The sequence below is a fragment of the [Clostridium] ammoniilyticum genome (assembly GCF_025566905.1).
Taxonomy (GTDB): domain Bacteria; phylum Bacillota_I; class Bacilli_A; order Erysipelotrichales; family Coprobacillaceae; genus Faecalibacillus; species Faecalibacillus intestinalis.
The window spans coordinates 79,757-106,199 of sequence record NZ_JAOQJR010000009.1 but is presented as its reverse complement, the minus strand read 5'-3'; the positions used below and the strand labels follow the sequence as shown (position 1 = coordinate 106,199).

Annotated in this window: 27 protein-coding genes; 1 reads left to right on the top strand and 26 read right to left on the bottom strand. The window is 28.6% G+C overall.

The genetic code is table 11. The features are described from left to right. Nucleotides 1–86: 86 nt before the first annotated feature. The 22 genes from OCV55_RS09745 to OCV55_RS09640 form a co-directional block, all read right to left on the bottom strand. Entirely contained in the window at nucleotides 87–1,013 is a 927-nt protein-coding gene (locus tag OCV55_RS09745; protein ID WP_267309897.1) for a glycyl-radical enzyme activating protein, read from the bottom strand. Then, nucleotides 976–3,309, bottom strand: a complete 2,334-nt coding sequence (locus OCV55_RS09740; protein WP_147580494.1) for a glycyl radical protein — start codon at nucleotides 3,307–3,309, stop codon at nucleotides 976–978. Before OCV55_RS09740 ends, OCV55_RS09745 begins: the two co-directional genes overlap by 38 nt. A 106-nt stretch (nucleotides 3,310–3,415) precedes the next feature. After that, nucleotides 3,416–4,180, bottom strand: a complete 765-nt coding sequence (locus OCV55_RS09735; protein WP_147580493.1) for a DeoR/GlpR family DNA-binding transcription regulator — start codon at nucleotides 4,178–4,180, stop codon at nucleotides 3,416–3,418. A 134-nt stretch (nucleotides 4,181–4,314) separates the two neighbouring features. Further along, nucleotides 4,315–6,006 carry a sensor histidine kinase gene (locus OCV55_RS09730; RefSeq protein WP_147580492.1) on the bottom strand — a complete coding sequence of 564 codons (1,692 nt, stop codon included), beginning with the start codon at nucleotides 6,004–6,006 and terminating at the stop codon, nucleotides 4,315–4,317. Between the two features lies 1 nt (nucleotide 6,007). Next, entirely contained in the window at nucleotides 6,008–6,688 is a 681-nt protein-coding gene (locus OCV55_RS09725; protein WP_032090836.1) for a response regulator transcription factor, read from the bottom strand. A gap of 112 nt (nucleotides 6,689–6,800) precedes the next feature. Beyond that, complete coding sequence (locus OCV55_RS09720; RefSeq protein ID WP_147580491.1) at nucleotides 6,801–7,454, bottom strand: hypothetical protein; 654 nt, start codon at nucleotides 7,452–7,454, stop codon at nucleotides 6,801–6,803. A 515-nt stretch (nucleotides 7,455–7,969) separates the two neighbouring features. Then, nucleotides 7,970–8,662 carry a LytR/AlgR family response regulator transcription factor gene (locus OCV55_RS09715; protein WP_147580490.1) on the bottom strand — a complete coding sequence of 231 codons (693 nt, stop codon included), beginning with the start codon at nucleotides 8,660–8,662 and terminating at the stop codon, nucleotides 7,970–7,972. Nucleotides 8,663–8,714: 52 nt separating this feature from the next. Continuing rightward, a complete protein-coding gene (locus OCV55_RS09710) occupies nucleotides 8,715–9,425 on the bottom strand; it encodes a hypothetical protein (protein WP_032090839.1) in 711 nt (236 codons plus the stop codon). A 9-nt stretch (nucleotides 9,426–9,434) separates the two neighbouring features. Further along, nucleotides 9,435–11,417 (bottom strand): penicillin-binding transpeptidase domain-containing protein, encoded by a 1,983-nt coding sequence (locus tag OCV55_RS09705; RefSeq protein ID WP_147580489.1) that lies wholly within the window; start codon nucleotides 11,415–11,417, stop codon nucleotides 9,435–9,437. Between the two features lie 449 nt (nucleotides 11,418–11,866). Next, entirely contained in the window at nucleotides 11,867–12,433 is a 567-nt protein-coding gene (locus OCV55_RS09700) for a hypothetical protein (protein ID WP_147580488.1), read from the bottom strand. 83 nt (nucleotides 12,434–12,516) lie between these two features. After that, nucleotides 12,517–13,176 carry a phosphate signaling complex protein PhoU gene (gene phoU, locus OCV55_RS09695; RefSeq protein WP_147580487.1) on the bottom strand — a complete coding sequence of 220 codons (660 nt, stop codon included), beginning with the start codon at nucleotides 13,174–13,176 and terminating at the stop codon, nucleotides 12,517–12,519. 12 nt (nucleotides 13,177–13,188) lie between these two features. After that, nucleotides 13,189–13,944: a phosphate ABC transporter ATP-binding protein PstB gene (gene pstB / locus OCV55_RS09690; RefSeq protein WP_106988360.1), complete on the bottom strand. Its 756-nt coding sequence runs from the start codon at nucleotides 13,942–13,944 to the stop codon at nucleotides 13,189–13,191. Nucleotide 13,945: 1 nt separating this feature from the next. Further along, the gene (gene pstA / locus OCV55_RS09685) at nucleotides 13,946–14,812 is read right to left on the bottom strand and encodes a phosphate ABC transporter permease PstA (RefSeq protein ID WP_147580486.1); all 867 of its coding nucleotides are present in this window, start codon (nucleotides 14,810–14,812) and stop codon (nucleotides 13,946–13,948) included. Beyond that, nucleotides 14,805–15,734, bottom strand: a complete 930-nt coding sequence (gene pstC, locus OCV55_RS09680; RefSeq protein WP_147580485.1) for a phosphate ABC transporter permease subunit PstC — start codon at nucleotides 15,732–15,734, stop codon at nucleotides 14,805–14,807. The genes pstA and pstC overlap by 8 nt, the downstream gene beginning before the upstream one ends. A 20-nt stretch (nucleotides 15,735–15,754) precedes the next feature. Beyond that, nucleotides 15,755–16,588 carry a phosphate ABC transporter substrate-binding protein gene (locus OCV55_RS09675; RefSeq protein ID WP_147580484.1) on the bottom strand — a complete coding sequence of 278 codons (834 nt, stop codon included), beginning with the start codon at nucleotides 16,586–16,588 and terminating at the stop codon, nucleotides 15,755–15,757. Between the two features lie 178 nt (nucleotides 16,589–16,766). Next, complete coding sequence (locus OCV55_RS09670) at nucleotides 16,767–16,901, bottom strand: hypothetical protein (RefSeq protein WP_256186967.1); 135 nt, start codon at nucleotides 16,899–16,901, stop codon at nucleotides 16,767–16,769. Nucleotides 16,902–17,351: 450 nt separating this feature from the next. Then, nucleotides 17,352–18,197 (bottom strand): aldo/keto reductase, encoded by an 846-nt coding sequence (locus OCV55_RS09665; RefSeq protein ID WP_147580483.1) that lies wholly within the window; start codon nucleotides 18,195–18,197, stop codon nucleotides 17,352–17,354. 2 nt (nucleotides 18,198–18,199) lie between these two features. After that, complete coding sequence (locus tag OCV55_RS09660) at nucleotides 18,200–19,048, bottom strand: aldo/keto reductase (RefSeq protein ID WP_147580482.1); 849 nt, start codon at nucleotides 19,046–19,048, stop codon at nucleotides 18,200–18,202. Then, complete coding sequence (locus tag OCV55_RS09655; RefSeq protein ID WP_147580481.1) at nucleotides 19,041–19,889, bottom strand: aldo/keto reductase; 849 nt, start codon at nucleotides 19,887–19,889, stop codon at nucleotides 19,041–19,043. Before OCV55_RS09655 ends, OCV55_RS09660 begins: the two co-directional genes overlap by 8 nt. Nucleotides 19,890–19,976: 87 nt before the next feature. After that, the gene (locus OCV55_RS09650) at nucleotides 19,977–20,741 is read right to left on the bottom strand and encodes an EFR1 family ferrodoxin (protein ID WP_147580480.1); all 765 of its coding nucleotides are present in this window, start codon (nucleotides 20,739–20,741) and stop codon (nucleotides 19,977–19,979) included. Between the two features lie 14 nt (nucleotides 20,742–20,755). Continuing rightward, nucleotides 20,756–21,604: an aldo/keto reductase gene (locus OCV55_RS09645; protein WP_147580479.1), complete on the bottom strand. Its 849-nt coding sequence runs from the start codon at nucleotides 21,602–21,604 to the stop codon at nucleotides 20,756–20,758. Nucleotides 21,605–21,659: 55 nt separating this feature from the next. Then, nucleotides 21,660–22,109 (bottom strand): flavodoxin family protein, encoded by a 450-nt coding sequence (locus tag OCV55_RS09640; protein ID WP_256186972.1) that lies wholly within the window; start codon nucleotides 22,107–22,109, stop codon nucleotides 21,660–21,662. 62 nt (nucleotides 22,110–22,171) lie between these two features. Here OCV55_RS09640 and OCV55_RS09635 point away from each other — a divergent pair, with 62 nt between their 5' ends. Next, entirely contained in the window at nucleotides 22,172–23,044 is an 873-nt protein-coding gene (locus OCV55_RS09635; RefSeq protein ID WP_147580478.1) for a LysR family transcriptional regulator, read from the top strand. 5 nt (nucleotides 23,045–23,049) lie between these two features. Here OCV55_RS09635 and OCV55_RS09630 read toward each other — a convergent pair whose 3' ends face one another. The 4 genes from OCV55_RS09630 to OCV55_RS09615 all read right to left on the bottom strand — a co-directional run bounded on the left by OCV55_RS09630 (nucleotide 23,050) and on the right by OCV55_RS09615 (nucleotide 26,429). Further along, nucleotides 23,050–24,036: a helix-turn-helix transcriptional regulator gene (locus tag OCV55_RS09630; RefSeq protein ID WP_267309896.1), complete on the bottom strand. Its 987-nt coding sequence runs from the start codon at nucleotides 24,034–24,036 to the stop codon at nucleotides 23,050–23,052. A 9-nt stretch (nucleotides 24,037–24,045) separates the two neighbouring features. Continuing rightward, nucleotides 24,046–24,678: a hypothetical protein gene (locus tag OCV55_RS09625; protein ID WP_147580476.1), complete on the bottom strand. Its 633-nt coding sequence runs from the start codon at nucleotides 24,676–24,678 to the stop codon at nucleotides 24,046–24,048. Nucleotides 24,679–24,768: 90 nt separating this feature from the next. Next, nucleotides 24,769–25,938, bottom strand: a complete 1,170-nt coding sequence (locus OCV55_RS09620; protein ID WP_147580475.1) for an aminotransferase class I/II-fold pyridoxal phosphate-dependent enzyme — start codon at nucleotides 25,936–25,938, stop codon at nucleotides 24,769–24,771. Further along, nucleotides 25,938–26,429, bottom strand: a complete 492-nt coding sequence (locus OCV55_RS09615) for an Lrp/AsnC family transcriptional regulator (RefSeq protein WP_032090857.1) — start codon at nucleotides 26,427–26,429, stop codon at nucleotides 25,938–25,940. The genes OCV55_RS09620 and OCV55_RS09615 overlap by 1 nt, the downstream gene beginning before the upstream one ends. Nucleotides 26,430–26,443 lie beyond the last annotated feature (14 nt).

The following is a 26,443-nucleotide window of genomic DNA, read 5'->3' as shown; positions in this document are numbered from 1 at the left end:
TACTCCTACAATTGGCATATATTCTACTGCTTCTTTTATATCTTCTAAGTTTACTGTATCAATTATAAATTCCATTTTCTTTTCTCCTATTCTTTTATTAAGTTTTTTATTCCTGCTTGTAAAGCAACATCATAAAAATGTTGCATTTGTTGCTTGGTAAACATTTGATATGATTCTAATCCGTATTTTAAATTCACAAGTTCATATTTAGCTGAAGCTAAAGGATTATAATTCAGCATCTCATATTTTACTTCTGGATTTATTTGAATTAAAAATTTTACGATTTGATGAATATTTTCATCCGTTGCACTCATTGTTGGAATCAGTGGTGTTCTAATGATCACTTTATCTTTATATTCACTTTGTAAAACATAACGAATATTTTCTTTAATAAGTTGTGATGATACATTTGTACAGGCCTGATGTTTTTGCTCATCAAATATTTTTAAATCTATATAAACTAAATCTAAATAAGGCAATGCCTTTTTTATAAGTTCTAATGATGTATAAAATGATGTTTCAATAGCTGTATGAATCTTTTCTTTCTGACATCTTTTTAAAATTTTAATAAGAAATTCACCTTGCATAAAGGGTTCTCCACCAGAAAATGTAACACCTCCTCCATGTTGAAAGAAAACTTCATCCTCTTTAATTTTATTCATTAATTTATCTAAAGTATACTCTTGACTATCATATTGAATAGCACTACTAGGACATGTTTTAATAACTTGATCAAAGTCTTGATGATTTTGAAAATACGGACGATCGTTTTGATAATTAATTTGTTCTTTGAATTGTTGACAACATCTACAATGAATACATTTATTTTTAAAATAGATGACTTGTCTTTGAGTGTTTAATCCTTCTGGATTTTGACACCATAGACAACGAAGTGGACACCCCTTAAAAAAAACTGTTGTTCTTAAACCACTCCCATCATGTATTGCAAATCTTTTAATATCAAAAACCAATGCTTTAGATATTTTCATAAGTTGTTCTTTCAATAATTTCATCTTGTAGCTTGCCAGCAAGTTCAACAAAGTATGCTGTATAACCAGCAACACGAATTGTCAACGATTGATGATTTTCAGGATGAACTTTAGCATCAAGCAAATCTTCTTTTCTAATAACATTAAATTGTATATGAGGTACTTTTAAATCCACAAAAGCACGTAAGAAATTTTCAAATTTCAAACAGCCTGTTTCTGTTTTAAAAAATTCTGGTAAGAATTTCATATTTAAAAGACCACCATTCGTCGTACATGAATTATTAAGTTTTGAAACAGATTTTAAAGCAGCTGTTGGGCCTTGTAGATCTCTACCATAGACAGGTGACATACCTCCATCAGCAAGTGGTTTTAAAGCATTTCTGCCATCTGGTGATGCTCCTACATTTTCACCCATTGGAACATGTGCAGAAACAGTATACATTCCTGTATGATAAGGACCTCCTCGATAATTTGTATAACGTTTCATCTTTTCTCTAAAGTAACATGCCCATTGATTTCCAAGCTCATCGACCCACTTTACGTCGTTTCCATATTTAGGCACTTTATTTAAAAGCATTATTTGTATGATTTCATAGCCTTTAAAATCTTCTTGTAAAGCATTTAATAAATCATGTTGACTTATCATTTTATCATCATAAACAAGTTGTTTAATAGCTGCTAGAGAATCTACAAGATTGGCTACTTGAATCATTTGAATACCCGATAGATTATATTTAGCTCCACCTTTAGTAACATCTAATCCTTTTTCTAAACAATCATCAATAACAGTAGATAGAAAAGCTGTTGGTAAATAATCTTGATGTGCTTTTTCTACAATCTTTTCTGCAGCCATCATTTTATCAATAAAATAATCAATTTGTTTTTGAAAAGCATTTTCTAAATCTTGATAGGTTTGATATGTTTCTAAACTTCCTAAATCTAATCCTATTTGTTGCTTTGTTAGTAAACATTTTCCATGATTCAAAGTAAGTTCTAATGCTTTATTTAAATTAAACATGGCTGCATCAGACCATCCTAAATTGTTGCCATGTGTTGTCAGTTCAACACATCCAACAATAGCATAATTACGTGCATCTTTTTCTTCAATTCCTAAATCTTCAATCATTGGTTGAATAATAGCTTCATCATTGAAAAATTGTGGCATACCACTTCCAAGTGAAACAACTTTAATAGCAGCTTGCATTAATTCATGGCTAGAATTTTTATTAAGTCTTACAGATAAATTAGGTTGTGGTAATCCTAAATGCTCTTGTGCTTTTAAACAAAGTAAAGAAAGCTCATTATATGTATCATTTCCCTTTTCATCTACACCTCCAATAGCAATGTTAAAACCAATTGGAAATCCAGCAAAATATTTAGCACTATTTTGATTTCTTAAATAAACAACTTGATTAAATTTCAACCACAAACATTCTAATATTTCTAAAGCTTCTTGTTTAGTAAGAATTCCTTTTTCTATATCTCTTTGATAATAAGGATAAAGATATTGATCCATTCTCCCTGGTGAAAAAGAAGAAGCATTGGATTCCATATGTAATATCACAAATAAAAACCACAAAGATTGCACCGCTTCATGAAAAGTTTCTGGAGGTCTTTTAGAAAGCTTCATACAAATCTTTCCCACTTCTTTTAATGATTCGATTTTTTCACTTTCAATCAAATCATGATATCTTTGCATAAAATGAACTGCCCCTTCTAATACAAGAATCGTACATTCATAAAATTCTTTTTGTTCATCTTTACAATTCTTTAATTTTTTTTTTGCTTTTTCCATTAAACCTTGAGGACCAAGTTTTAACCATAAAGCACTATCAGGACAAATATGACCTTGAGCATGATCTTTTTGATTAATTTTTACCACTTTACTTATTCCATTAATTTCTATTCCATAAGTTCCTTTAATTGCATCTTCTAAAGATTTTCCTTTCCAATAAGGATAAATCTTTTCTCTAAATTCTTTAATATCTTCTTCTTTTACTAAAAACTGATCTTGTGGTCTTGTTGGTAACGTTTCAAATTCTTGATTGATCCACGAACAACCACTTTCAGGAAAAACAACACCATAACGTATACCCTTTGTACGATTTCCAACAATCAACTCTTCATCTTCAACAGAAATCTCTAATTCCTCTAATGCTGCTTTTAAAGAAAGAGCTCTTTTTTTAGGAAGAGATAATTTCTCATTTTCTTGATAAACACGTGTAATGATTCGTGCCTGTTCAATAGAAGCATAACGTTTACTGCTCAACATCTTTTCTTTTAAATCAGAAATTCTTTTTGTTTGATATAAACAATTCATAACACGCCTCCTTTTATTGTTTTTTCTTATTACAAGGCTATTATAAATCAATAAAACAATAAATTTCAATAATTGTTTTATTGATTTTTTATAAAAAAAGAAATCATTAAATGATTTCTAATCCATACTCCATTAGTTTTTCCTTAAAAGGACTTCCTAACTCTTGTTCACCAATATATCCAGTAAATTCACTTAAATGCCCAAAAACATAATTCCCATCTAAATTGAGTTTTTCATTTTCGGCCACAAGATAACATTTTTTACTTGCATCCATGACTTCTTTTTTTGTAAGACCATCTTCGACATCATATGTGGTTACTTTTCCATCATGGATATTCATTCCTACTGTACCGATAAAAGAAAGATCAAAACGATAATTGTGAATTTGTTCAATTGCAAGAGTACCTATAAAACCATCTTTAGCGCGATTAAAATGTCCTCCAATGAAAATAAGATTTACTTTATGTTCCCCATGTCTAAATAATTGCATAATATCAATCATATTTGTAATAATTGTAAGTGATATATTTTTTTGATAAATACACTTGGCAAGTTCTAAATTCACTGTAGAGATTCCTAAAAAAATCACCGTATTTTCTTCAATCAATTCAACTGCTTTTTTCGCGATGATTTTCTTTTGTGATAAACGTACACTCATACGTTCATCTACATGGTAAGCATGGAGATTCTTTCTTACTTGCATAGCTCCTCCATGAATACGTTTTAAAAGTCCTTCTTTTTCTAGAGCCGTTAAATCTTTACGAATGCAATCTTCTGTGACTTCGAAATCATTTGCGAGTTCTTTAACTTTTACTTTTCCTTCTGTATTTAATCTTGCCAGTATTTGTTCATGTCTTTCTTGTTGAAGCATTTTTTCTACCTCTCTTTTATGACATTTTAACATATTCAAAATATCTTGAAAATGAGTAACAACACCCTTCAACTTGATAAAATATGTAAAATTACACATTTTATCAAGTTAGATACTTTTTCATAAAAAAAGGACTACAATGAGTCCTTAATGATTGGTAAGACAACCTTAAAGGTTGTTCCTTTACCTAATTCACTTTCTAAATGAATTGTTCCTTTATAATATTGAACAATGTGTTTTACAATTGCAAGTCCAAGACCTGTACCACCTGTTTCCTTATCACGCCCTGCATCACATCTAAAGAAACGTTCAAAGACACGCCCTTGATCAATAAGTGAAATTCCACGACCTGTATCACTTACTTCAATAATGTAGTCTTGATCAACAAGATAAGAATGAATATTTAAACTTCCTTTTTGTTTATTATATTTAACAGCATTATTAATAAGGTTGTTCATCAATTGTTGGATGTGTTGATGATTTGCTAGATAAGTTTGTGATGTTAAATCACATTCTACTGTAATTTCTCTTTTTTCTATTTCTACTTTTAATGATTCTAAAATATCATCAACAATTGGTTGGAGATGAACAGGATGTTTAATGACTTCAATATCTTTGTTTTCAAGTCTTGAAATCATTAAAATATCACCTATCAATTGTGACATATGATCAACTTCTTTTTGTATTTTATCCAATGCTTGTTTTCTTACTTTAGGATCATCAATCATTCCTGCTCGTAATAATTCACTATAACCTCTAATGGATGTCATAGGTGTTTTAAGTTCATGAGAAACATTTGAAAAAAATTCTTGTCTCATTTTTGTAGCATTAACAGATTCAGTAACATTTACAAAGAGCAAAGTCACTCCATATTCTACTTTAGCAAGATGGCAATCATAGACTTCTTCATCTTTTTTTAGAGTAACGATTTTAGGTTCTACACCGATATTTTCTAATTGATCTATAATTTGGTGATCGAAGATAAAATCTTGGATAGGTTGATTCACTTCCATTTTATCACTAAAAAGTTGTTTAGCTTTTTTATTGACCATAAGTATTTCATAATTTGTATCTAATAAAATGAACCCTTCATTCATTTTATCAAGAATACTATTTATTTTTAATCTTTCATTTTTCAAAGTTTTTAGTGTTTTTCTTATTGTATCTGCTTGTTCTTTAAGCTTTGTCGCAATAACATTAAATTCATCATATTGATAATGATCAAAACTTAAATAACGATTATCATTGATTTTAGAAACCTCTTCACTAATTTCCTCTAATGGTTTCGTAAGTGTTCTAGAAAAACGATAAGAAAGAGCTAAAGCAACACATAATGATAAAGCAGCACTAATAAATAATGGTTCTAAAAGTGGTCCTATATTATCAAAGATACCATTATAAGGAATCGCAATACGAACAACATAACCACGATGATAATAAGCCACATACATCATATTCTTTTTAACAGTTGAAGAATAACGTGTCGCATAACCAAACTGATCACTTAAAGCTTCTTTAAATTCACTACGTCCACTATGATTTTCTTGAATCCCCTCTTTATCACTATCCGCTAAAACATTTCCTTCTTTATCAATAATTGTTAAACGTGTATCTTTTGTATAAGCTAAATCATTTAATTTATCTATTTGTTTTTCTAATGGTTTTTGGTAATCAATTTGATTTTCTACAAGCTTTACCGTATAGTACATATCTTTTCTTGTTGTTTGCATCATTTGATCAGAAAGAATCACCATTGAAACACTTGAAGAAAATAATAACGTAATAATTAAAACTGTTGCAAAATATTTAAATAGAGCTTTATTCATCTTATTTCACTTCCTCAACATAGCGGTATCCTACACCTCTAATAGTTTTAATATACTTACTTCCATCATCATCCAATTTGGCTCTTAAAGCACGAATATGCACATCTAAAACTCTTGATTCACCTATAAAATCATAACCCCAAATATGATTTAAAATTTCATCTCTTTCGACTACACGTGTATGATTTTCTACTAAATAAAGAAGTAACTGATATTCTTTATTTGTAAGTTCCATGACTTGTCCATTATGCATCACTGTTCTTGTTTGTTTATCAATTTTTAAGGTTTGACTTTCAATAATCGGCGCTGCTTTAGGAGCATGTCTTCTAAGCAAAGAACGTACTCTTGCTTGTAATTCTAAAACCCCAAAAGGTTTTGTCATATAATCATCACTACCACTATCTAAACCATTGACTTTATCAATTTCTCGGTCCTTCGCACTTAAAATCAAAATAGGTAATTCTTGATCAGTTTCACGTATCTTTTTGATAGCATCAATTCCTGAAATGCCAGGTAACATTAAATCAAAAACAGCTAGATCCACTTGATCTGTTTTCATATTTTCTAAAGCATCTAAAGCATTTGAATATTGTTTAACAGTATAACCTGCACTTGTTAAAGCTAAATCTATAATTTCTCTAATATTTTCATCATCTTCTACTACATATATACATTCTTTCATTATTTCCACATCCTTTACATTATCTTAACATAGCAAAGGGGGGGTTATGTTAAGTTTAGGTTAAAAGTTGATTAGAAATAAAAGAACTTATACGATGTATAAGCTCAAACGGTTATTTGTCAAAAATCACTTTTAGATGTGCATAATCTTCAAAATATTCAACATTCATATCTTGATTTATTTTATCAATGTTATTTTCTTTATTTTCTACAAATAAATCTAATTGAACATATGCTTCATGTTCAATCAATTTTATTTCTAAATATGTTTTATCTGATTGTTCAAAAAAATTGGAAATAGTATTAATTATTTTATCACAATTATTAAAATCTTTAAAAAACGAATCATTTCCGATATTTATCAATAATTTTACTTTTGTATCAAATTGAGATTTTATTAGGAAAATATAATCATTCAATAATGTATCAAATATATAATTATTTGTCATGATATTTGTTTTCTCATCTAACAAATCATAAAAATGCTCTACCTGATTTTTTGCATCTTCATATTTTTGATCATCTATATTATTTTCTATCAAAATCAATCCATATCTTAAAGAATGCTGTATTTTCATAACATTATCATGAAGATAATGAACTAAAGACTTATTTTTTTCTATGTATTCCAATTCTTTATTTTTTAACACATATTCTGTTTTTTCATTATAGAGTCGTGTCATATGTATAAATAAAATACATACCACAAAAAATAAAACTGTTAACAAAAGTAAAACTAAATAGATATCATCTATTGTTTTTTGCATGTGGCCTACATTATTTAACAAAATGACATATATTCCAAAAATCAGCATCATGATTACTGATAATAAAAATTTATTTTTTTCAATGATTGCATTATTTATTTTAGATTTAAAAATTTCAATTATTATAATGATTACAAAAAACAAAATCCTTGCTGTAAACATAACCATTATTTTATAGGATTCCATGATTTCAACAACAGAGAGATGTGCAACTATTTTAATTAAAAGAATAACACATGTTGAAGTAAAAACAGAAATCCACGAAGGCAATATACAAAGAATAAAATTAAAAAGAACAAATTTCTTTTTCATTAAAGAGACAAAAATAAAACTTATAATACCTATAGCATACACTAGCACATTCCCAAATAAATTATATTTTTGTAAGAACTGCATAATGAAAAAATTAATAATAGATGTTATTAAACAAAATCTTTTCTTATCCTCTATATCACAAAAGACACATATCAATAAGGAGCCTAATAACACTTCTAAATAATCTAAAAAGAAATACATCATTTTAATAAATACTCCTTATACGATGCAATTACATCTTGTTGATACTTCTTTCCAATCTTTAAAGTAACTCCATTTCTCAATAATAACTCTTCTTTATAAATTTCTTTAACCCAAAATAAATTAACTGCATAGGATTTTTGAATTCTAATGATATTCGTAGAATTAATAAGTGACATCATTTTATTAAAAGTACTCGAATATTTATAATCATTAAATGGTGCATGAATCGTAATTTCATGTAAAAAGGATTCTAAATAAATGATATCTGATAATTGCATAGAGGTTTTTCTACCATTTAAATCAAAAGTAATAATTTTATGATTTTTATTAATATATTTTTGAATTAGAGTACATGCTATTTTCATATCTCTATCAAAATTATCTTTTCTAATAAAGTAAAAAGGTTGTACAATTAATGAATCAAAAATCATATCATTCATTGCTGAAACAAATATAATAATTGCATTAGAATTATTCTCTCTAATTTTTTCAGCAATTTTGATGCCATTTTTTTCTTTTAAATCAATATCCAAAAAGAAAATATCTCCTTTTTCAAAATAACGATCTTCAAAATGACTTGTTATACAATCTATTGAATAATCAAGAAAGATATCTTTAAATCCATCATACACCATACTCTCTATCTTTTTAGCAAAAACTTGATCATCATCTACTATCTTTATTAACATTCATATTTCACTTCTTTCTAAATAAAGTTACGAAAAGAAGTATACCATATTATTATTTTTTATACTTATCTTTAATTTCTTTAACATAATGTATTTGATCATTGAATTCTACCATCTCATTAATACAATCATTCAATTCATTTTCTTTTTCTAAATGCTCTAAACAAATAATTCTATAATATAACTTCATAATATATCCTATGTCTTTTTGTTGACTTGTAACCTTCTTTGATAATTCAAGAGCTTCTTCATATTCTTCATTTAAAATGAGATACATGATTTTAAAAAGTGGGTTTTTAACTTTATTATCCAATTGAGGATCATATAATTTTAAATATTCATCTTTTTTATTCAAATTATAATAATATTGTAATTTTATAGTATACCAATGTCTATTTTGCTTTTCATCAAAAATTCTTTTACTATTTTGTTCTACAAAGTTTTGATATTCTTCTTTATAATTAGAAATTTCTAAAAGAAAAATATATATTGTTATTAAACTGTCATTAATAGACTTATTATGAATTTTATCTATCGCTTCTTTTACTGTAGATAAATTCTTTTCAATATACTTATTTGACAACAATAATTTTGGAATATTCAATATATAAATATGCACTACAATACCAAACAAAACGATTAAAATCAAAGAATAGATTAATACCCTTTCTAAATGATTAATATTTATAATAACAATCAAAAAAGCCAATAAATAATAAACTAGTATAATGAATCGATAACTTAAAACTATCTTATTCTTCATCGTTTTTACCTACTTAGAAAGATATAAATCTAAAGGTGTTTTTGTATGTTCAACAACATAACCACTGCCACCTCTATCTTTAACATCTTCGACCAATGTTGTTATTAAAAGAGGTTGTTTACTATCTGTCGTCATTACTGTAAACCAACCAAGTTCTGTTCCTGTGGTATCACTTTGGCTTTGTTTGATTTCTGCTGTTCCTGTTTTTCCAGCAAGAGCCACATTATCATGATAAATACTATGGCCTGTTCCTTTTTCGTCTGCAATAACATTAATTAAATCTTCTTTTATTGTTTGTGATGTTTCTTTAGAAAAGACATTTTTAATCCATGTTTTTGTTTTTCCTTGAACGATATGGGGTTGATAAATTGATCCTTCATTGACAAATGAACTATAGATACTTGCAAGTTGTAAAGGATTCATCAAAATTTGTCCTTGCCCATAACCACTATCAGCAATGAATTGATCATTTACTTTTTGATTTTTATTGATATACTGACTTCTATTTAAAGCCAGTTCAAAAGGAATCTTTTCACCAATCTTTAAGTTTTTATAATATTTAAATAAATTATCTTTTCCAATATTCAAAGCACTTCTTGCAAAATAAACATTATCTGAATATGTGATGGCATTCTTTAAATTATTAGGTGAAGGAGCATGTAATGTTGTTACATAATAGCTTCCCCAGCTTGAATCTTTTTGCCATTTATCTTTAGCACCTAAATCTTTATCTGGACCAATTGTCTTTGTTTCTAAACCAATAGCTGCTGTAATAGGCTTCATTGTTGATCCAGGTGTATAGGTTTGTTTATAACGACTCATCATTGGTTGATTACTATCATTATTTAAAGCATTCCATTTATCTGTTGAAAGTCCTAAGACAAAATCATTATTTGAATAGGATGGCGTTGAAACAAGTGCTAAAACTTCTCCTGTCTGTGGATTTAAAGCAACAGAAGCACTTTTATCATTTTGGTATTCATTATAAAGACTTTGTTGTAAATCAATATCAATTGTTAAACGAATATCTTTACCATCTTTTGCTTCTTTTTGGGCAACTGTTTTAATGACATTATTATTTTCATCAACAATGACAATTTTTCCACCTACTTCTCCACGTAACTCTTTTTCATATGTTGCTTCAATACCGCTTCTACCAATTATTGAGTTACTTGTATAACCTTCATTTTTATGTTTTTTTAAGTCTTCTGAATTAACATTTTGGACATACCCAATGATATGAGATGTTATTTTATCATAAGGATAAACACGCATAGAAATCGTATTGATTTTAACACCTTTAATATTTAAAATTTCTTGTTGAATCAATTGATTCTTTACTTGTTCTGATACATTTTTAATAGGTACAAAAGAATCATCTTTGATCCAAGATGCACTCATTTTCTTTTGAATGGTTTCAACATCCGTTTCTAAATACTTAGCTATTTGTGCATAATCATTTTCACCATTAAGTTTTCCTCTTACAAGACCAAATGAATAAGCATTTCCTTGTTTAGCTAAATATTTTCCATTTCTATCTAAAATATACCCTCTATAAGGTTGTGTCGTAATCACTTTTACTTTGTTCTTATCAGAAAACTCATCAAAAATAAGTTGCTTATTAAATTTAATTTGTTCATTTTTAATTTCAATCTTATTTTTATATTTAACTTTTCCAGCTACAGTATCCATCGATATTTGATATTGAACCATATTATCTTTTTCATCTATTACTTTTACCTGTATATTACTTGGATTTATTACATCATAGATTTCTTTATGCTTTTCAATAAAATATTTTTGTGTAGGAGTATAGACTGTCTTTTGGTCTAACATTTGATACATTTGTTTATAATCTTTCTTTTTTAAAAGTTCAAAATATTCTGTAACAACTTGTTCATTACTTTTTCCATGATTAAAAACAAAAAATACCACTGTCATAAGCAGTACACAAACTATTGACCCAATTATAATATTTCTTTTCTTGTTCATATGGTAATCCTCCCTAATTAATACAATTATATGCGCTGATTAGCATTAATGATATATTTATTGCACAAGATGTTCTTTATTTGCATAAAAAGCTTTTTTTAAACTGTCATTTTGTGATATTGACTCAGAAATTATCATAAATTATAATATAAATGAAAAAAGGAATAGTCATAAACGACTAGCCTTGGATTTTCTTGAGAAAAATAACTACCTCAATGTTCGCCAAAACTTTTCGAGGTAGTTATTTTTTTGCATTATTTTCTATTATATATAGAAGTATTTATAGCAAACTATAATTTTTTCATGACGATAAATGTATAACTGATACAAAATATGAATTTAGATTTCAAATTTTTCTTAATAATTTAAGAAAAACATGTAAAAACTAAAGAAAACCACTCAAAATATTAAATTTCTTTACATCTTTTCTTACCTAATTATTACTTATTTTATTCGTAAGTTAAGTACAATTTTATTTTTGAATTACTTTTCAAACTTTCTCCTTCCATCAATGTATAAACATTTTTATCTTTTAACCTTTTTTCTGAAATAAAATAACATTTATAATTAGAAAAATCCTCATTTTCTAATAAATTAATTTTAGATATTGTTTTTGGTTTTGAGGTATTTATATTGCTAGAACAATCAAGATAAATACATGTATCTTCATCGATTAATTTCACAGTTATTTTCCCTTCATCAGCACTATAACCTTTAAATATATTTTTTATATCAAAATGATTATTGATTTCGTAACTGCCTAAAACATCTTGAATAATTTCACCATCTTTTTCATATTGAAAATAAAATGTTATATTATTGACATTTTTTGATAAGTAATGATATTTTGCATAATAAGTTGAAGATACATCATCTTGTTTTAAAGATAAAACAGCATCTTTTTCTAAAAACATATAATGAACAATACTTATACCAAAGGCAACGATAAAAAGAACAAAAATATAAAATAGCTTCTCATTCTTTTTAGCTATATGTCTACGAATTTGACCTAGCATAATAATACCTCCTTATATTTTTATTATATAGAAATCAATCATCCTTTTAAATCAAATAAAGAAAAAACCTCTCTAAAAGAGGTCTAAATTAATCGCGCATTGTTAAGTTTTCCTGTTTGGTTGAACTCAATCCATTCACAGATATTAACAACATGATCACCAATTCTTTCAAAATACTTTGCAATCATTAAGAAATTGATTGTTAAATCACCTTTATCATTTGATTCTTTAATCATTTGAATAATATCTTTTTTAACTTGATCAAATAATTCATCCATTTTAATATCCATCTTCTTTACTTCTAAAGCATGGTTTAAATCATGTTGATGGAAAGCATCTAAAGCTTCTTTAACCATTTTAGTTGCAATTTTTGCCATATCTTGAATATGACCAATCATTAAGAAACTATCCATTTCTTTCATTTCTAAAATCAATTCCGCAATATCTGCACTTTGATCTCCAATTCTTTCTAAATCAGTAACTACTTTTAAAGCAGTTGAAACATCTCTTAAATCAGAAGCAACGGGTTGTTGTTTTAAAATCAATGATAAACATTTTGCTTCAATAGATCTTTCCACATCATTAATTTGTTTATCACCATGAATAATATCTTGGGCAAGTTCATAATCTTGTTCCTTAAAAGCTGTAACACAGTTTTCAATAGCTAAAACAACAAGATGACACATTCTATCTAAATCAACATGCATCTTATTAAGTTCTTGATCAAATTGACTTCTTGGCATTCTAATTTCCCCCTATCCAAATCTACCAGTAATATAATCTTCAGTTCTTTTATCTTTTGGCATACCAAAGACATCTTTTGTCGGTCCATATTCAACCATTTCTCCTACTAAGAAGAAGGCTGTATAATCAGCAATACGACTTGCTTGTTGCATATTATGAGTAACGATAGCAATCGTATATTGATCTTTTAATTGTAATAAAAGTTCTTCTATTTTAAGTGTTGAAATCGGATCTAAGGCACTTGTTGGTTCATCTAATAAGATAACTTCTGGTTGTACAGCTAAAGCACGGGCAATACATAATCTTTGTTGTTGTCCACCAGATAAACCTAAGGCACTTGAATGTAAACGATCTGAAACTTCATCATAAAGTGCTGCTGCTTTTAAACTATCTTCAACGATTTTATCAAGTTGTTTTTTATTTTTAATACCATGAATACGTGGTCCATAAGCGACATTATCATAAATTGACATAGGGAATGGATTTGGTTGTTGGAAAACCATCCCAACTTTTTTTCTAAGTAAAGTTGTATCAACACGGCTATCATAAATATCTTCACCATCTAAGATAACATCCCCTTCAATTTTAACGTTATCAACATAATCATTCATACGATTTAGTGTTTTTAAAAATGTTGATTTACCACACCCTGAAGGGCCAATAAACGCTGTAATTTTATTTTCTTTAATATCTAAACTGACATCTTTTAAAGCATGTTTTTGTCCATAATACAAATTCAGATGTCTTGCTTCTATTTTATTTTCCATCTTAATTATCCCCTTTATTTACATCAAATCTGCGACTGATCCATTTAGCTAACATATTTAAACCTAAAACAATAACTACTAAAACAAGAGCAATCACAAATGAAACTTCATAATTACCTTTAGCCATTTCTAAATATAATTGAATAGTAAGAGTTCCCCCACTACTTAACAAATGTTTAAAAATATTAGTAGGTAAAATAGCAACTGAGCCTGCCGTAAATAATAAGGCAGCGGATTCAGCAACAATACGTCCCATCGCAAGAATGACTCCTGTTAAGATACCAGGAATTGCACTTGGTAAAAGAACTGTACGAATCATATACCATTTTGTTGCTCCAATTCCTAAAGCAGCTTCACGATAGCTTTTAGGAACACATTCTAAAGCTGTTTGGGTATTTCTTGAAATGATTGGTAAAATCATAATGGCAAGCGTAAGTGAACCTGTCAAAATTGAAAATCCTAAATGACAAACAGATCCAAAGAACAACATTCCAAATAATCCATAAATAATTGATGGAATACCTGCTAAAACTTCCGTTGTAAATGAAATGATACTAACGAATTTTTTATTTTTTGTATATTCATTTAAATAAATTGCTCCACCAATTCCTATTGGACAAGCAATTAAAAGTGTCACAATAACAATATAAAGTGTATTAATAATATTAGGTAATATACCTACAGTATCATTAATAATACTTGTTGTATTTACTAAATAAGAAAAATCAAAGGCTGGTATTCCTCGATAGAGAATATAACCAATAATAACTAATAAGATAAAAATTGAAAGAAATGAACTTAATTGAATAAGTGCATAGAGAATTTGATCACTAACACGTTTCTTTTTTTCTAATATTGTATTATTCATCTAAGTCACCTCTTTTTAAAACATATGTTAAGATTAAGTTAATAATCATGATAAAGATAAATAGAACAAGTCCAATTGTGAATAAAACTTGACGATGTGTACCACTAGCATATCCCATTTCTGAAACGATGGCTGTTGTTAAAAAACGTACCGAATTAAATGGAAGTGGAAGAGATACTGCATTTCCGGCTACTAACAAAATAGCCATCGCTTCTCCAATAGCACGACCTACACCAAGTACAATAGCTGACATAATTCCAGATTTAGCACTTGGTACAACAACCTTAAAGATTGTTTGAATTTTACTTGCCCCTAAAGCCAGTGAGCTTTTACGATAATCATCAGGTACAGCTTTTAAGGCTGTTTCTGAAATATTAATAAGTGTAGGTAAAATCATAATTGCTAGTACGATAATAGCTGATAAAAGATTGGCCCCACCTGTAAATTGATGTGTTTTAGAACCATGGTAAATCATTAATTCTAATTTATACATCATTGGATTGACAATCAAAATACCTAATAATCCATAGACAACAGACGGAATCCCTGCAAGTAATTCAATTGCTGATTTTAATATTTTTCTAAGTTTTACTGGTGCAATTTCAGCAAGGTTAATTGCTGTAAATAAACCAATAGGTACTCCTATACAGATTGCTAGAAAAACCCCAACAATGGATGTTAATATAACATAAGCAATCCCATATTGAGGATTGGCTGCTGTTGGTGCCCACGTTGTAGAAAACAAAATACCTGTAATTCCTTCTTTAAAGATGGCAGGTGTCCCTGAAATAATCATATATCCTGTAATAGTAACAACTGCTAAAACAGAGATAATAGCACAGCCACGAAAGATCATCGCGGCTGTTTTTTCTACTAGGGATTTTGCTTTCTTATGGCTAATAATTGATAACTTTTTTTCCATAATACTTCCCTCTTTATTTTTTATTTATTTGGTGTTACTAAACCAACTTTTTCAATGATTTTTTGTCCAGCATCACTATTGATGAAATCAAATACTGCTTGAACTTGTTTAGATTGTTCACTAATTTTTCCATTTGTAGCCATTACGAATGGTCTTTGTAAAGCATAACTTCCATCTTTTACAGTTTTTTCACTAGGTTCAACACCATCTAATTGAAGAGGAGAAACTGTATCATCTAATACATCTAATGAAACATAACCGATTGATCCAGAAGTTTTAGCAACTTTAGCAAGAACAGCACCAGTTTCATTTAATTCTTGAGCATATTGACATTGTTCTTCAATTCCTAATAATTCTTCAAATGCTCCACGCGTACCAGAACCAGCTTCACGTCCGATAACTACGATTGCTTCATCTTGTCCACCTAAATCTTTCCAGTTAGTAATTTGTCCTGTATAGATTTTTGCTAATTGATCTTTAGTTAAGTTTGTTACTTTATTAGATTTGTTTGTAATTGTTGCGATACCATCGATAGCAACAATATTTTCTTCTAATCCTTTTGCTTTTTCTTCATCTGTTAAAGCACGAGAAGAATCTCCGATATCTGTTGTTTTTGAAGCAACTGCTTCTAGACCTGCACCAGATCCTGTAAATTGTGCTTCTAATTGTAAGTTTGGATATTTTTCTTTAATTCCTTCTGATAAGGCATTAACGAATTTTTCCATTGAAGTTGATCCATTTAAACTTACCTTTCCACTAATGTCATCTGATGCACTATTTGATCCTCCGCCACATCCGGCTAAACCAAGACACATCATGAAAACTATTAAAACACTTAATACTTTCTTTTTCATTTTTTATTTACCTTCCTTTGTTTTCTCTTAAGATATTATTTATTTTTGTTTCCTTTTCTTAAGACACTCCTATCATAGTGTTTTTCAACACTTTCAAAAATCAAAAGAACGTATGGTTTATGTTAAGTTTATGTAAAATGAAAAAAGTCCATGTTTATAAACACGAACTCACTTTTTATTATTTTTTCCCATAACATTTACCCTTAGTAACTCCTTTTTCTTCAAGTTCATTTAAAAGTTCTCTTGTTCTTCTTTCTTTAATATCTAAATCTTTTATAAGTTCACTTGCTTTATACCATTCTTTAGGTTCCATAAGGGTTAGAGCTTTTTCATATTTCTTTTTTGTTTTTGCTTTTCTAAATATTCTAATACTTCTAAAGTTGTACTTACTTCAATATGACTATGATAAGGAAGTAAATAGTCTACATCTTTTAGGGTCATATTATTTGTAATTGAATAAAAATTGTCCTATATCGCTAAATAACAGATTTTTTAAAATATCATTTATTTTTGTTGAATCATTCATAACCTGGCTCCTTTAATCAAATTTCTATCTAATATTATTTTATCCACACTCCCATAAAAGTACATTATTGATATCTCATACCACTATAACTATCAGTTATACAAAAAAGTGAGAACTACGTCCCACTATTTTCTTACATATTTTAAATATAAACCTAATTTCATTAAGAGATCACTTTGTTTTATTTATATAGAGCTAACCACTTACACTATCAAGCACGCTATAAACTTTTCTCCACTAGCGTTTTAAGCCACAAATCATTTCTACAGTTGCTGGATCATAGTGAGAGAAAAATGAACTTGTATCTTTATTAAGTGAAGTAATTGTTTGCATATCTTCTTCACTTAATTCAAAATCAAAGATATTTAAGTTTTCTTGCATTCTTTCTTTTCTGACTGTTTTAGCTAAAGGAACAATTCCTCTTTGTACAAGCCATCTTAAAATAACTTGTCCAACTGATTTATTGTATTTGTTTCCAATTTCTACAAGTGTTTCATTTGTGAAGATACCATTTTTACCTTCCGCAAATGGTGCCCATGCTTCTAATTGTACACCGTATTTTGTATTGTAAATTAAAGCTGTATCTTGTTGATGGAAAGGATTCACTTCTACTTGGTTAACAGCTGGTACAACTTCTGTATCTAAAGCTAAATCTACTAAACGATCTGGATAGAAGTTAGATACACCAATAGCTTTAATTTTTCCTTCTTTATACAAATCAATTAAAGCACGATAAGCTCCATGATAATCTTTAAATGGCTGATGTAATAAAACCAAATCAAAATAATCTAATTGCATTTTCTTTAATGATTCTTCAACGGAAGCTTTTGCCTTTTCATAACCATAATTAGAAATCCATACTTTAGTAGTAATAAATAATTCTTCTCTTGGTACATTTGTTTCTTGAATTGCTTTACCAACAGCTTCTTCATTTCCATAAGATTGTGCAGTATCAATTAAACGATATCCTGCATCGATTGCATCTAAAACAACTCTTTTACATTCTTCTTCATCTTTAACTTGGAAAACACCAAAACCAACAACTGGCATTTTCACTCCATTATTTAATGTTTTGTATTCCATAATTATTCTCCTTCTTCAAAATTACATTTTGTTGTGGCAAGTCTTTGTAAAGATTCTTTAGTCACTTTATAAAATTGTGTATGTTTATTCACTTTTTCAATTTCTTTCATGTCTTCATCTGTTAGTTCAAAATCAAAGATTTGTGCGTTCGCTTCAATATGATCTAATGATTTACTTCCCGGAACAAGACCAAATCCCATTTGAAGATGCCATCTTAAAATAATTTGTACCGTTGATTTATGATATTTCTTTGCAAGTTCTACAAAGATTGCCTCTTTTAACATTTCACTATTTCCGTGACCTAAAGGATACCATGATTGAAGCTGTATATGATTTTTCTTACAAAAATCATATACATGTTCTGCTGGATAATAAGGATGACATTCTACTTGCATAATCATTGGTGGTATTTCACATTGATCAACGATTTCTTGAATTTGTGAAACTTGGAAATTAGAAAGTCCAATCGCTTTGATTTTTCCTTCTCTATAGGCTTTTTCTAGCATCTTATAAGCATAGATATAATTATTAACGAGATGATGTAAAATCATAACATCAATATAGTCTACGCCTAATCTTTTTAAAGTATCATCAATAGCTTGATCATTTTCATAAAGTGTAGGTCCTAATTTTGTTTCTAAATAATAATCTTCTCTTTTTAATCCTGATTGTTTTAAACCTTTTCCTACTTCAACTTCATTTCCATAACGGTTGGCTGTATCAATGAGTTGATAGCCATGGTTTAAGGCAAAAGCCACATTGTCTTCAATTTGTTTACCAAATTGTTGAATGGTACCAAATCCAAGTTGAGGGATTTGGTACCCATTGTTTAAAGTAATAAAATTAGTCATGAATTTTTAATCCCATTAAACGTGTTTCGTTGGCAGGATCTTCAGGATTATGAGATGGTTTGTTTGTATCTAAGGCTTGCATTGCTTTCATTTCTTCATCTGTTAATTCAAAATCAAAGATATCAATGTTTCCTTTCATTCTTTCTTCATTTGTAGATTTAGGTAAAGAAATAACTCCTTCTTGATAAATCCATCTTAAGATAATTTGACCAGCATTTTTATGATATTTTTTAGCTAATGAAACAATTGTTTCATTTTCTAATAAATCTTTATTTCCATGTCCTAATGGATACCATGCTTCTAAACGAATATTGTTTTCAGCCATTACTTTTCTTAATTCTTTTTGTTGAACAAATGGGTTAAATTCTACTTGGTTAACTGCTGGCATTACAGTCATACCGTCTTTAAATTTATTCCATAAGTTCACAGTAATATTAGAAATACCGATAGATTTAATTTTACCTGCTTGATACGCTTCTTCTAAAGCTTTCCAAGCTCCTAAATAATCACCATAAGGTTGATGTAATAAATAAAGATCAATATAATCTACTCCTAATAATTTCATAGAAGTTTCAATACCTTTTTTCGCATTTTCATAACCATAATCTTGTAACCATAATTTAGAAGTAATAAAGATTTCTGAACGATCAATACCACTATCTTTAATTGCTTTTCCTACATCACTTTCGTTGCAGTAACCAGCAGCTGTATCAATATGACGATATCCTGCTTTTAAAGCTGCTAAAGTTGCATCATAAGTAGGTCCATCATTAGGAATCATGAAGACTCCAAATCCTACTGCTGGGATTGTTTGTTTATTATTTAATTCAAATGTTTTCATTATGATCTCCTCCAATTTCTATCTTTATTTTAGTTTTAAATTCTATAAATGTACAATATAAATAGTGCATGTTAGTATAACTGGAAGTTATACTTGTTGGTTTGCTTCAATAATATCTTTTAGACTTACTTTTTCATGTCTATAACGAGCATTAGGATTGGCGTCTTTCAATTTTGTGATGATGGCCTTTGATGGACAGTTTTGTGCACATGCTAAGCAAAATTCACAGGTATTTTGTTTTCTTTTAGCCTTTTTATCTTCAATATAGAAAAGACCTCTTGGACAAACCTTTGTACAAATACCACAGCCAACACATTTATCAGTTACCGTAATTTGTTCACCATTAATGAGTTCTGGATTTTTCGCAAAGATTTCTTTGGCAGAAGCATGGAAATCTCTTCCTGCCTGTGTTGCTTCAGGAATTTCTTCTTTTTTATTTTGGATATCTTGAAGTGCTTGTTGGATTTGTTGTTCAACATTTTTATTCATTGCTCTTTGTTCATTCATATCAAAAGATGGTAAGTAGTTATCTACCATTAAAATAGAATGAATATAATTTACATGTCTTCCTTTTTCTTCTAATAAGCGTGCTATACATTCAGGAGCATCTGTGACATCTTTTCCATAAGTTAAAATCAAATAGAAATAATCTGTTTCAAATGTTGCCTTTTCTAAAAACTCTAAAACAATTTTGGGTGCTTCTCCTGCATAAACAGGATAAACAATTCCTATTTTTTCATCTTTAAATTTTAAGTTTTCTTGATGTAAGATTTGAGGGATACTGATGGGCTTTTCTTCAATTTGTCTCGCCACATACAAACTATTCCCTGTACCTGTAAAATAAAATAACATATTCCTTTCTCCTTTTAATCATGTATTTTATATTTATTAAGCCATTTTGCGGTCATATAATTTTGATGATCAATAATTTCACTATAACCTAAATCAAGTTGTTCTATTTGTTTTTTATCTTCTTTATCTAACTGAAAATCAAAAATATCTATATTTTCTTTCATACGCTTTAAATGTGTGGTTTTAGGAATGGCAATAATGTGATTTTCTAGATGCCATCTTAGAATAATTTGTGAAACTGATTTTTGATGTTTTTTCGCAATATCTAATAACATTGGATGATGAAAGATATCACGTTGTCCTTCATTTAAAGGGCCCCATGCTTCTAACAGACAATCACATTGTTTTAAAACACATTTTTGATTTTTTTGTTGATAGAAGGGATGAAACTCAAGTTGATTGATCATAGGGTGTATCAAACTATTCATATAAAGATCCATGAATCTTTCTGGTGAAAAGTTACAAACACCAATTGCTTTGATTTTGCCTTGTTGATAAAGTTCTTCCACAGCTTTCCATGAGCCATAATAATCACCATAGGGTTGATGAATTAAATAAAGATCTAAATAATCAACTCCTAAGTTTTCTAATGATTGATGAAATGCCTGTAACGTATTTTCATAACCGGCATCTTGAACCCATACCTTTGTTGTCAAATAGATTTCTTCTCTTTTAAGTTTTGATTCTTTAATGGCTTCCCCTATTTCTTTTTCATTTTGATAAGAAGCGGCTGTATCAATCAAACGATAACCTGCTTCAAAAGCTTTTAAAACACATTCTTTTGTTTGTTTAGGAGGTATATGTAAAGTACCGTATCCTAACATCGGTAGTTGATAACCATTAGCCAAAGTTATATATTCCATATCTTGTTCCTCCTTACATCTTTATTGTAGATTTCAAAGAAACAAAAGTACAATATCAATAAATCATCTCACTATAACTGTCAGTTATACAAAAAAAGCTATCCAAAGATAGTTTTTTACCAAATATTGCCATAAAATTCCAACCTTCATCGTTTTTATCAAAGGACGTATTATATAGAAAAGCAACTAAGGTCGCATTGGCAGAGCCATAATAATCAGGTGTTCCAACGACAAGTCCATCTGCCTCTTCAAACTTTTGATCATCAATCGCATTGACACAATCATCAAAGACACAATGACCTAATCTTGCTTTACATGATATACAGGCAATACATCCACGAATATCCTTATTTCCAACATGCTCAATTTCACTTTCAATATCTTCTTGATCAAAGATTTTAACCATTTCATCGAGGGCAATCTTTGTATTTTCTCTTGGACGAGGGCTTCCACTAATTATTAATATTTTTATTTTAATATATGCATTAAAAAAGCACATTATCATTCAATTGTCTCACTATAACTCAAAGTCATAGTGTGTTATAATAACGAAAAGGACGTGAAACTATGATTGAATTTAACCAACTTGAACATCTTGTATCCATTGCGAAAAATAAAACCATTTCAAAAGCCGCTGAGGAATTGTTGATTTCTCAACCAGGACTTACAAGATCTATGCAAAGATTAGAAGATGATTTAGGACTTTCTTTATTTAATCGTAAGAAAAATAAAATTGAATTGAATGAAAATGGAAAACTTGCGGTAGAATTTGCACAAAAGTTACTTGATGGACGAGAAGAAATGATTAAAGAACTTACAAAACTTAGTCAAAATCATATTTCTTTTGGTTCTTGTGCACCAGCTCCTTTATGGGGTGTTGAATATGCTTTATTAAATAATACAGAAGCCCAAATTGAAAGTACCCTAGTTCAAGATGAAAAGACATTAATTGAAGGTCTAGAAAAAAGAGATTATTCTTTAATCGTTTTACATCATCCTTTACAAGATAAAAAATATATTTCACAAGAATTTTTAAATGAATCTCTTTATTTGTCTGTGCCTCCGGCACATCCTTTAGCACCTTTTAAAGAAATATCTTTTTCTGATTTAAACGGTCAAAGTGTTTTACTTCTTACACGTATTGGTTTTTGGAATAAAGTTTGTCAACGTATGATTCCTGAATCACATCTTTTATTTCAAGACGATCCTTCTGTTTTTAATGAACTTACAAAGATGTCCGCTTTACCTAATTTTAGAAGCAATATCACGATTCAAAGAGAAGAGGCAGAAGATAATCGTATTTTAATACCGATTACTGATCCAGAAGCCCATGTTCGTTATTATGCGATTTATCCAAAAGATAAAAGAAATTTATTTCAACCTATTATTAAACAAATCAAAAATATTGATTGGAAAAAAACAAAAGAGCTATCTAAATGATAGCTCTACTTATATTGTATAAACATTTTTTCAATTCTTTTTTTCATTTCTTCTTGTAAAGAATAAGGTTTAATAACTTTTACATGATCTTGTAACATCATGAGCCATCCTATCAATCCATCAGAAATAAGAACATCTTCTATAGTAAGATGATAGCGATTTTCAAAGTCTTTTTTAACAGGATGATCTTGTCCAAATTGATCAATGACTTCTCTTAAAACCACTTCATCAAAACTAATTTCAAGTGTATCCTTTTGTCCTGAAACATACATATTTATATGATCAACTTCTTGTTCTAAATCAAATTGTTCCCCTTCTTCAAAAGGGCTTTTATGATTTCTTACAAGACGCATACGATCAAGACGATAAATAGAAAGTTTATCAGGTCGTTGGTTAAAATAACCTAATACATAGTATTTAGAATCTCTTTGAATTAGTTTATAAGGAGAAATAATATAGAATTCATTATTTTCTTTATGGTTTCCATGATTATGCGCAATTTCTACAAACTTATTTCTTTTGATTTCATAACTTACATATTTAAAATAAATATTTTTCTTTTCATGAATTGCTTTAATGACGGTTGTCATATTTAAAAGCAGATTATAATTTCTTGGTTGATTTTTTCTTGGTTGATTTTGAATACGTGAAAGTTGTTTACTTGAACTTAAAGTTTGTAATTTTGTGAGTAAAGCATTTACTTCATCTTCATTTAAATCATTATTGAAAAGCACACTATCCCATAGATATTGAAATTGTCCATCATTAAAGAATTCTTCATCAATACTATAGCCTTTTCGATGTTTAGTTTTAATGATTTCTTTTTGATAAATATATTTAGATAATTCATTAATATTTCTAATTGCTTGATAAACTGTTTTAATATCTACTTTAATTTGATAGTTTTCTTCAAGTAGTTTTTTTATTTCAACAGCAGGTATATAATCTAAAGATTCTTTAATAATTAAATATGTGTAATAAAGTCTATCCATAATGATCTCCTATCTAGCATACAATGTGGAATATGTCTTATCTTTATGATACAACATTTCATAACGGGATGGTGAATAATTATAAAGAGATTTTTCAAAGCGTTTAAATGATTCATCTATTGTAACAAATGGTAAATGAAAATAAGCTTGTTTATATTGTTTTTCTAATAAAAGAATAAGACTTGCTTGATAATGTGTTTGTTCATCACTCATCATTTTATAATGTGTCATACCTAAAATGACTTGATTGAGTTGATTCATTTTAAATGTAAGCAAATGCCTTACTAGACAATAAATTTCTATATTAAAATCACTATGATCTAAAATATAATAAAATAAATTATATTTATATTCGACTAATGGTTTAAAATGTTGATTGATTAATAAATTCATCATGACTAAATGATATTCCATTTCATTATAAGATAAACTACAATCAATATATCTTTTAATATTTGAAAAAAGCCATAATTGAATATCTTTTCTTTTATTTAATTTTCTTTTTAATTGAAAAACATCAATACACGTATTCATTAAATCATAAATATCTTGTTGATAAATTCCATCACTATGAATTAATAAATACGTTTTTACTTCCATAATTGATACATCTGTCATTTGTTCATAACTTTTAACTACCATTAAAATCATCCCCTTTTCTTTATCTATATTATAGGAAAATGATGATTTTTATGATTAATTTGTATCTGTTTTAAAGCCAAAAAAAAGGAGTTAAATAACTCCCTTATTTTCTAAGAATTTTCTAATTTTCTTTGTTGCCGCTTTAAGTTCTTCTAAACTATAGGCATAAGAAACACGAATATAACCTTCTCCAGCTTCACCAAAAGCACTTCCTGGCACGCAGGCTACTAACTGATCATTTAATAATTCTTCACAGAATTGTTCCGATGTTAAACCTGTTGATTTGATGCATGGGAAAACATAGAAAGCCCCTTGTGGTGTAAATGTTTTAAGTCCCATTTCATTAAATGTTTTGACTAAGAAATTTCTTCTTGCAAGATAAGCTTGTCGCATTTTTTCAATTTCTTCGTCACAATGTCTCATTGCTTCAATGGCACCATATTGAGCACATGTTGGTGCTGACATAATGACATATTGATGAATCTTTTTCATCATTTTAATAAGATATTCATTAGCAAGAACATAACCTAAACGCCATCCTGTCATCGCATAAGCTTTTGAAAAACCACTCACTAAAATAACTTGATCTTTGATTTCATCAAAAGATGCAATTGAACAGAATTTATGTTCATAAGAAAGTTCTGCATAGATTTCATCAGTTATGATCATAATTCCTGATTCTTTAAAGATAGGCACCAATTTTTCATAGTCTTCTTTTGTCATAAATCCACCTGTTGGATTACTTGGATAGTTTAAAAGAATGGCCTTTGTTTTTTCATTGATAGCTTCTTTTAAAAGTTCAGGTGTTAATTTAAATTCATTTTCTTCAGTTAAAATAATGTTTCTTACTACTCCACCAGCAAGTGCAACACCTGGTGTATAAGCAACATAACTTGGTTGTAATAAAATGACTTCATCACCTGGACTAATAATTGTTCTAAAGGCTAAATCGATTCCTTCAGATCCCCCAACAGTGACAATACATTGTTCTGGTTTATAATCTAAATTAAATCTTCTTTTTTGATATTTACAAATTTCTTTTCTTAATTCTAATAACCCTTGATTAGCAGTATAGAATGTTTTTCCTTTTTCAATTGAATAGATTGCAGCTTCTCTAATTGTCCAAGGGGTTGCAAAATCAGGTTCACCTACCCCTAAAGAAATAACACCTTCCATTTGATTAGCTAAATCAAAAAATTTACGAATTCCACTTGGTGGAATATCTTTTACAATAGGATTAACAATTTTTTCAAAATCCATTATGGAGTTACCAATAATCTTTCTGCTGCATCTTTATTATCATCCTCAACAAGTTTACCCATGTTTTTATATTGTTTCAAAACATACATTGTGGCTGTTCTTTCAATACCTTCAATAACCGCTAAACGACTATTAACGAATTTAGCAACTTCCACCATTGTTTTTCCTTTAACAATTAATAAAAACTCATAATTTCCCGCTAATAAATACATTGTATCTACTTCTGGAAAATTATAGATTTTTTTTGCAATACGATCATATCCATAATCTCTTTCAGGTTTCGCGTTAACTTGAATTACTGCTGTACACACATCGTGATTTGTTTTATCCCAATTGATCAAAGTATGATAACCATAGATTGTTTTATTTTTTTCTAAATCTTTAATTGTCTTATCAACATTTTCTTCTGTTTCGTTTAAGGCGGCCGCAAGATCAACGACTTCCATTTTCGCGTTGTTTTCAATTAATGATAAAAGTAAATTTTCATCCATATCCTCTTCCTCCT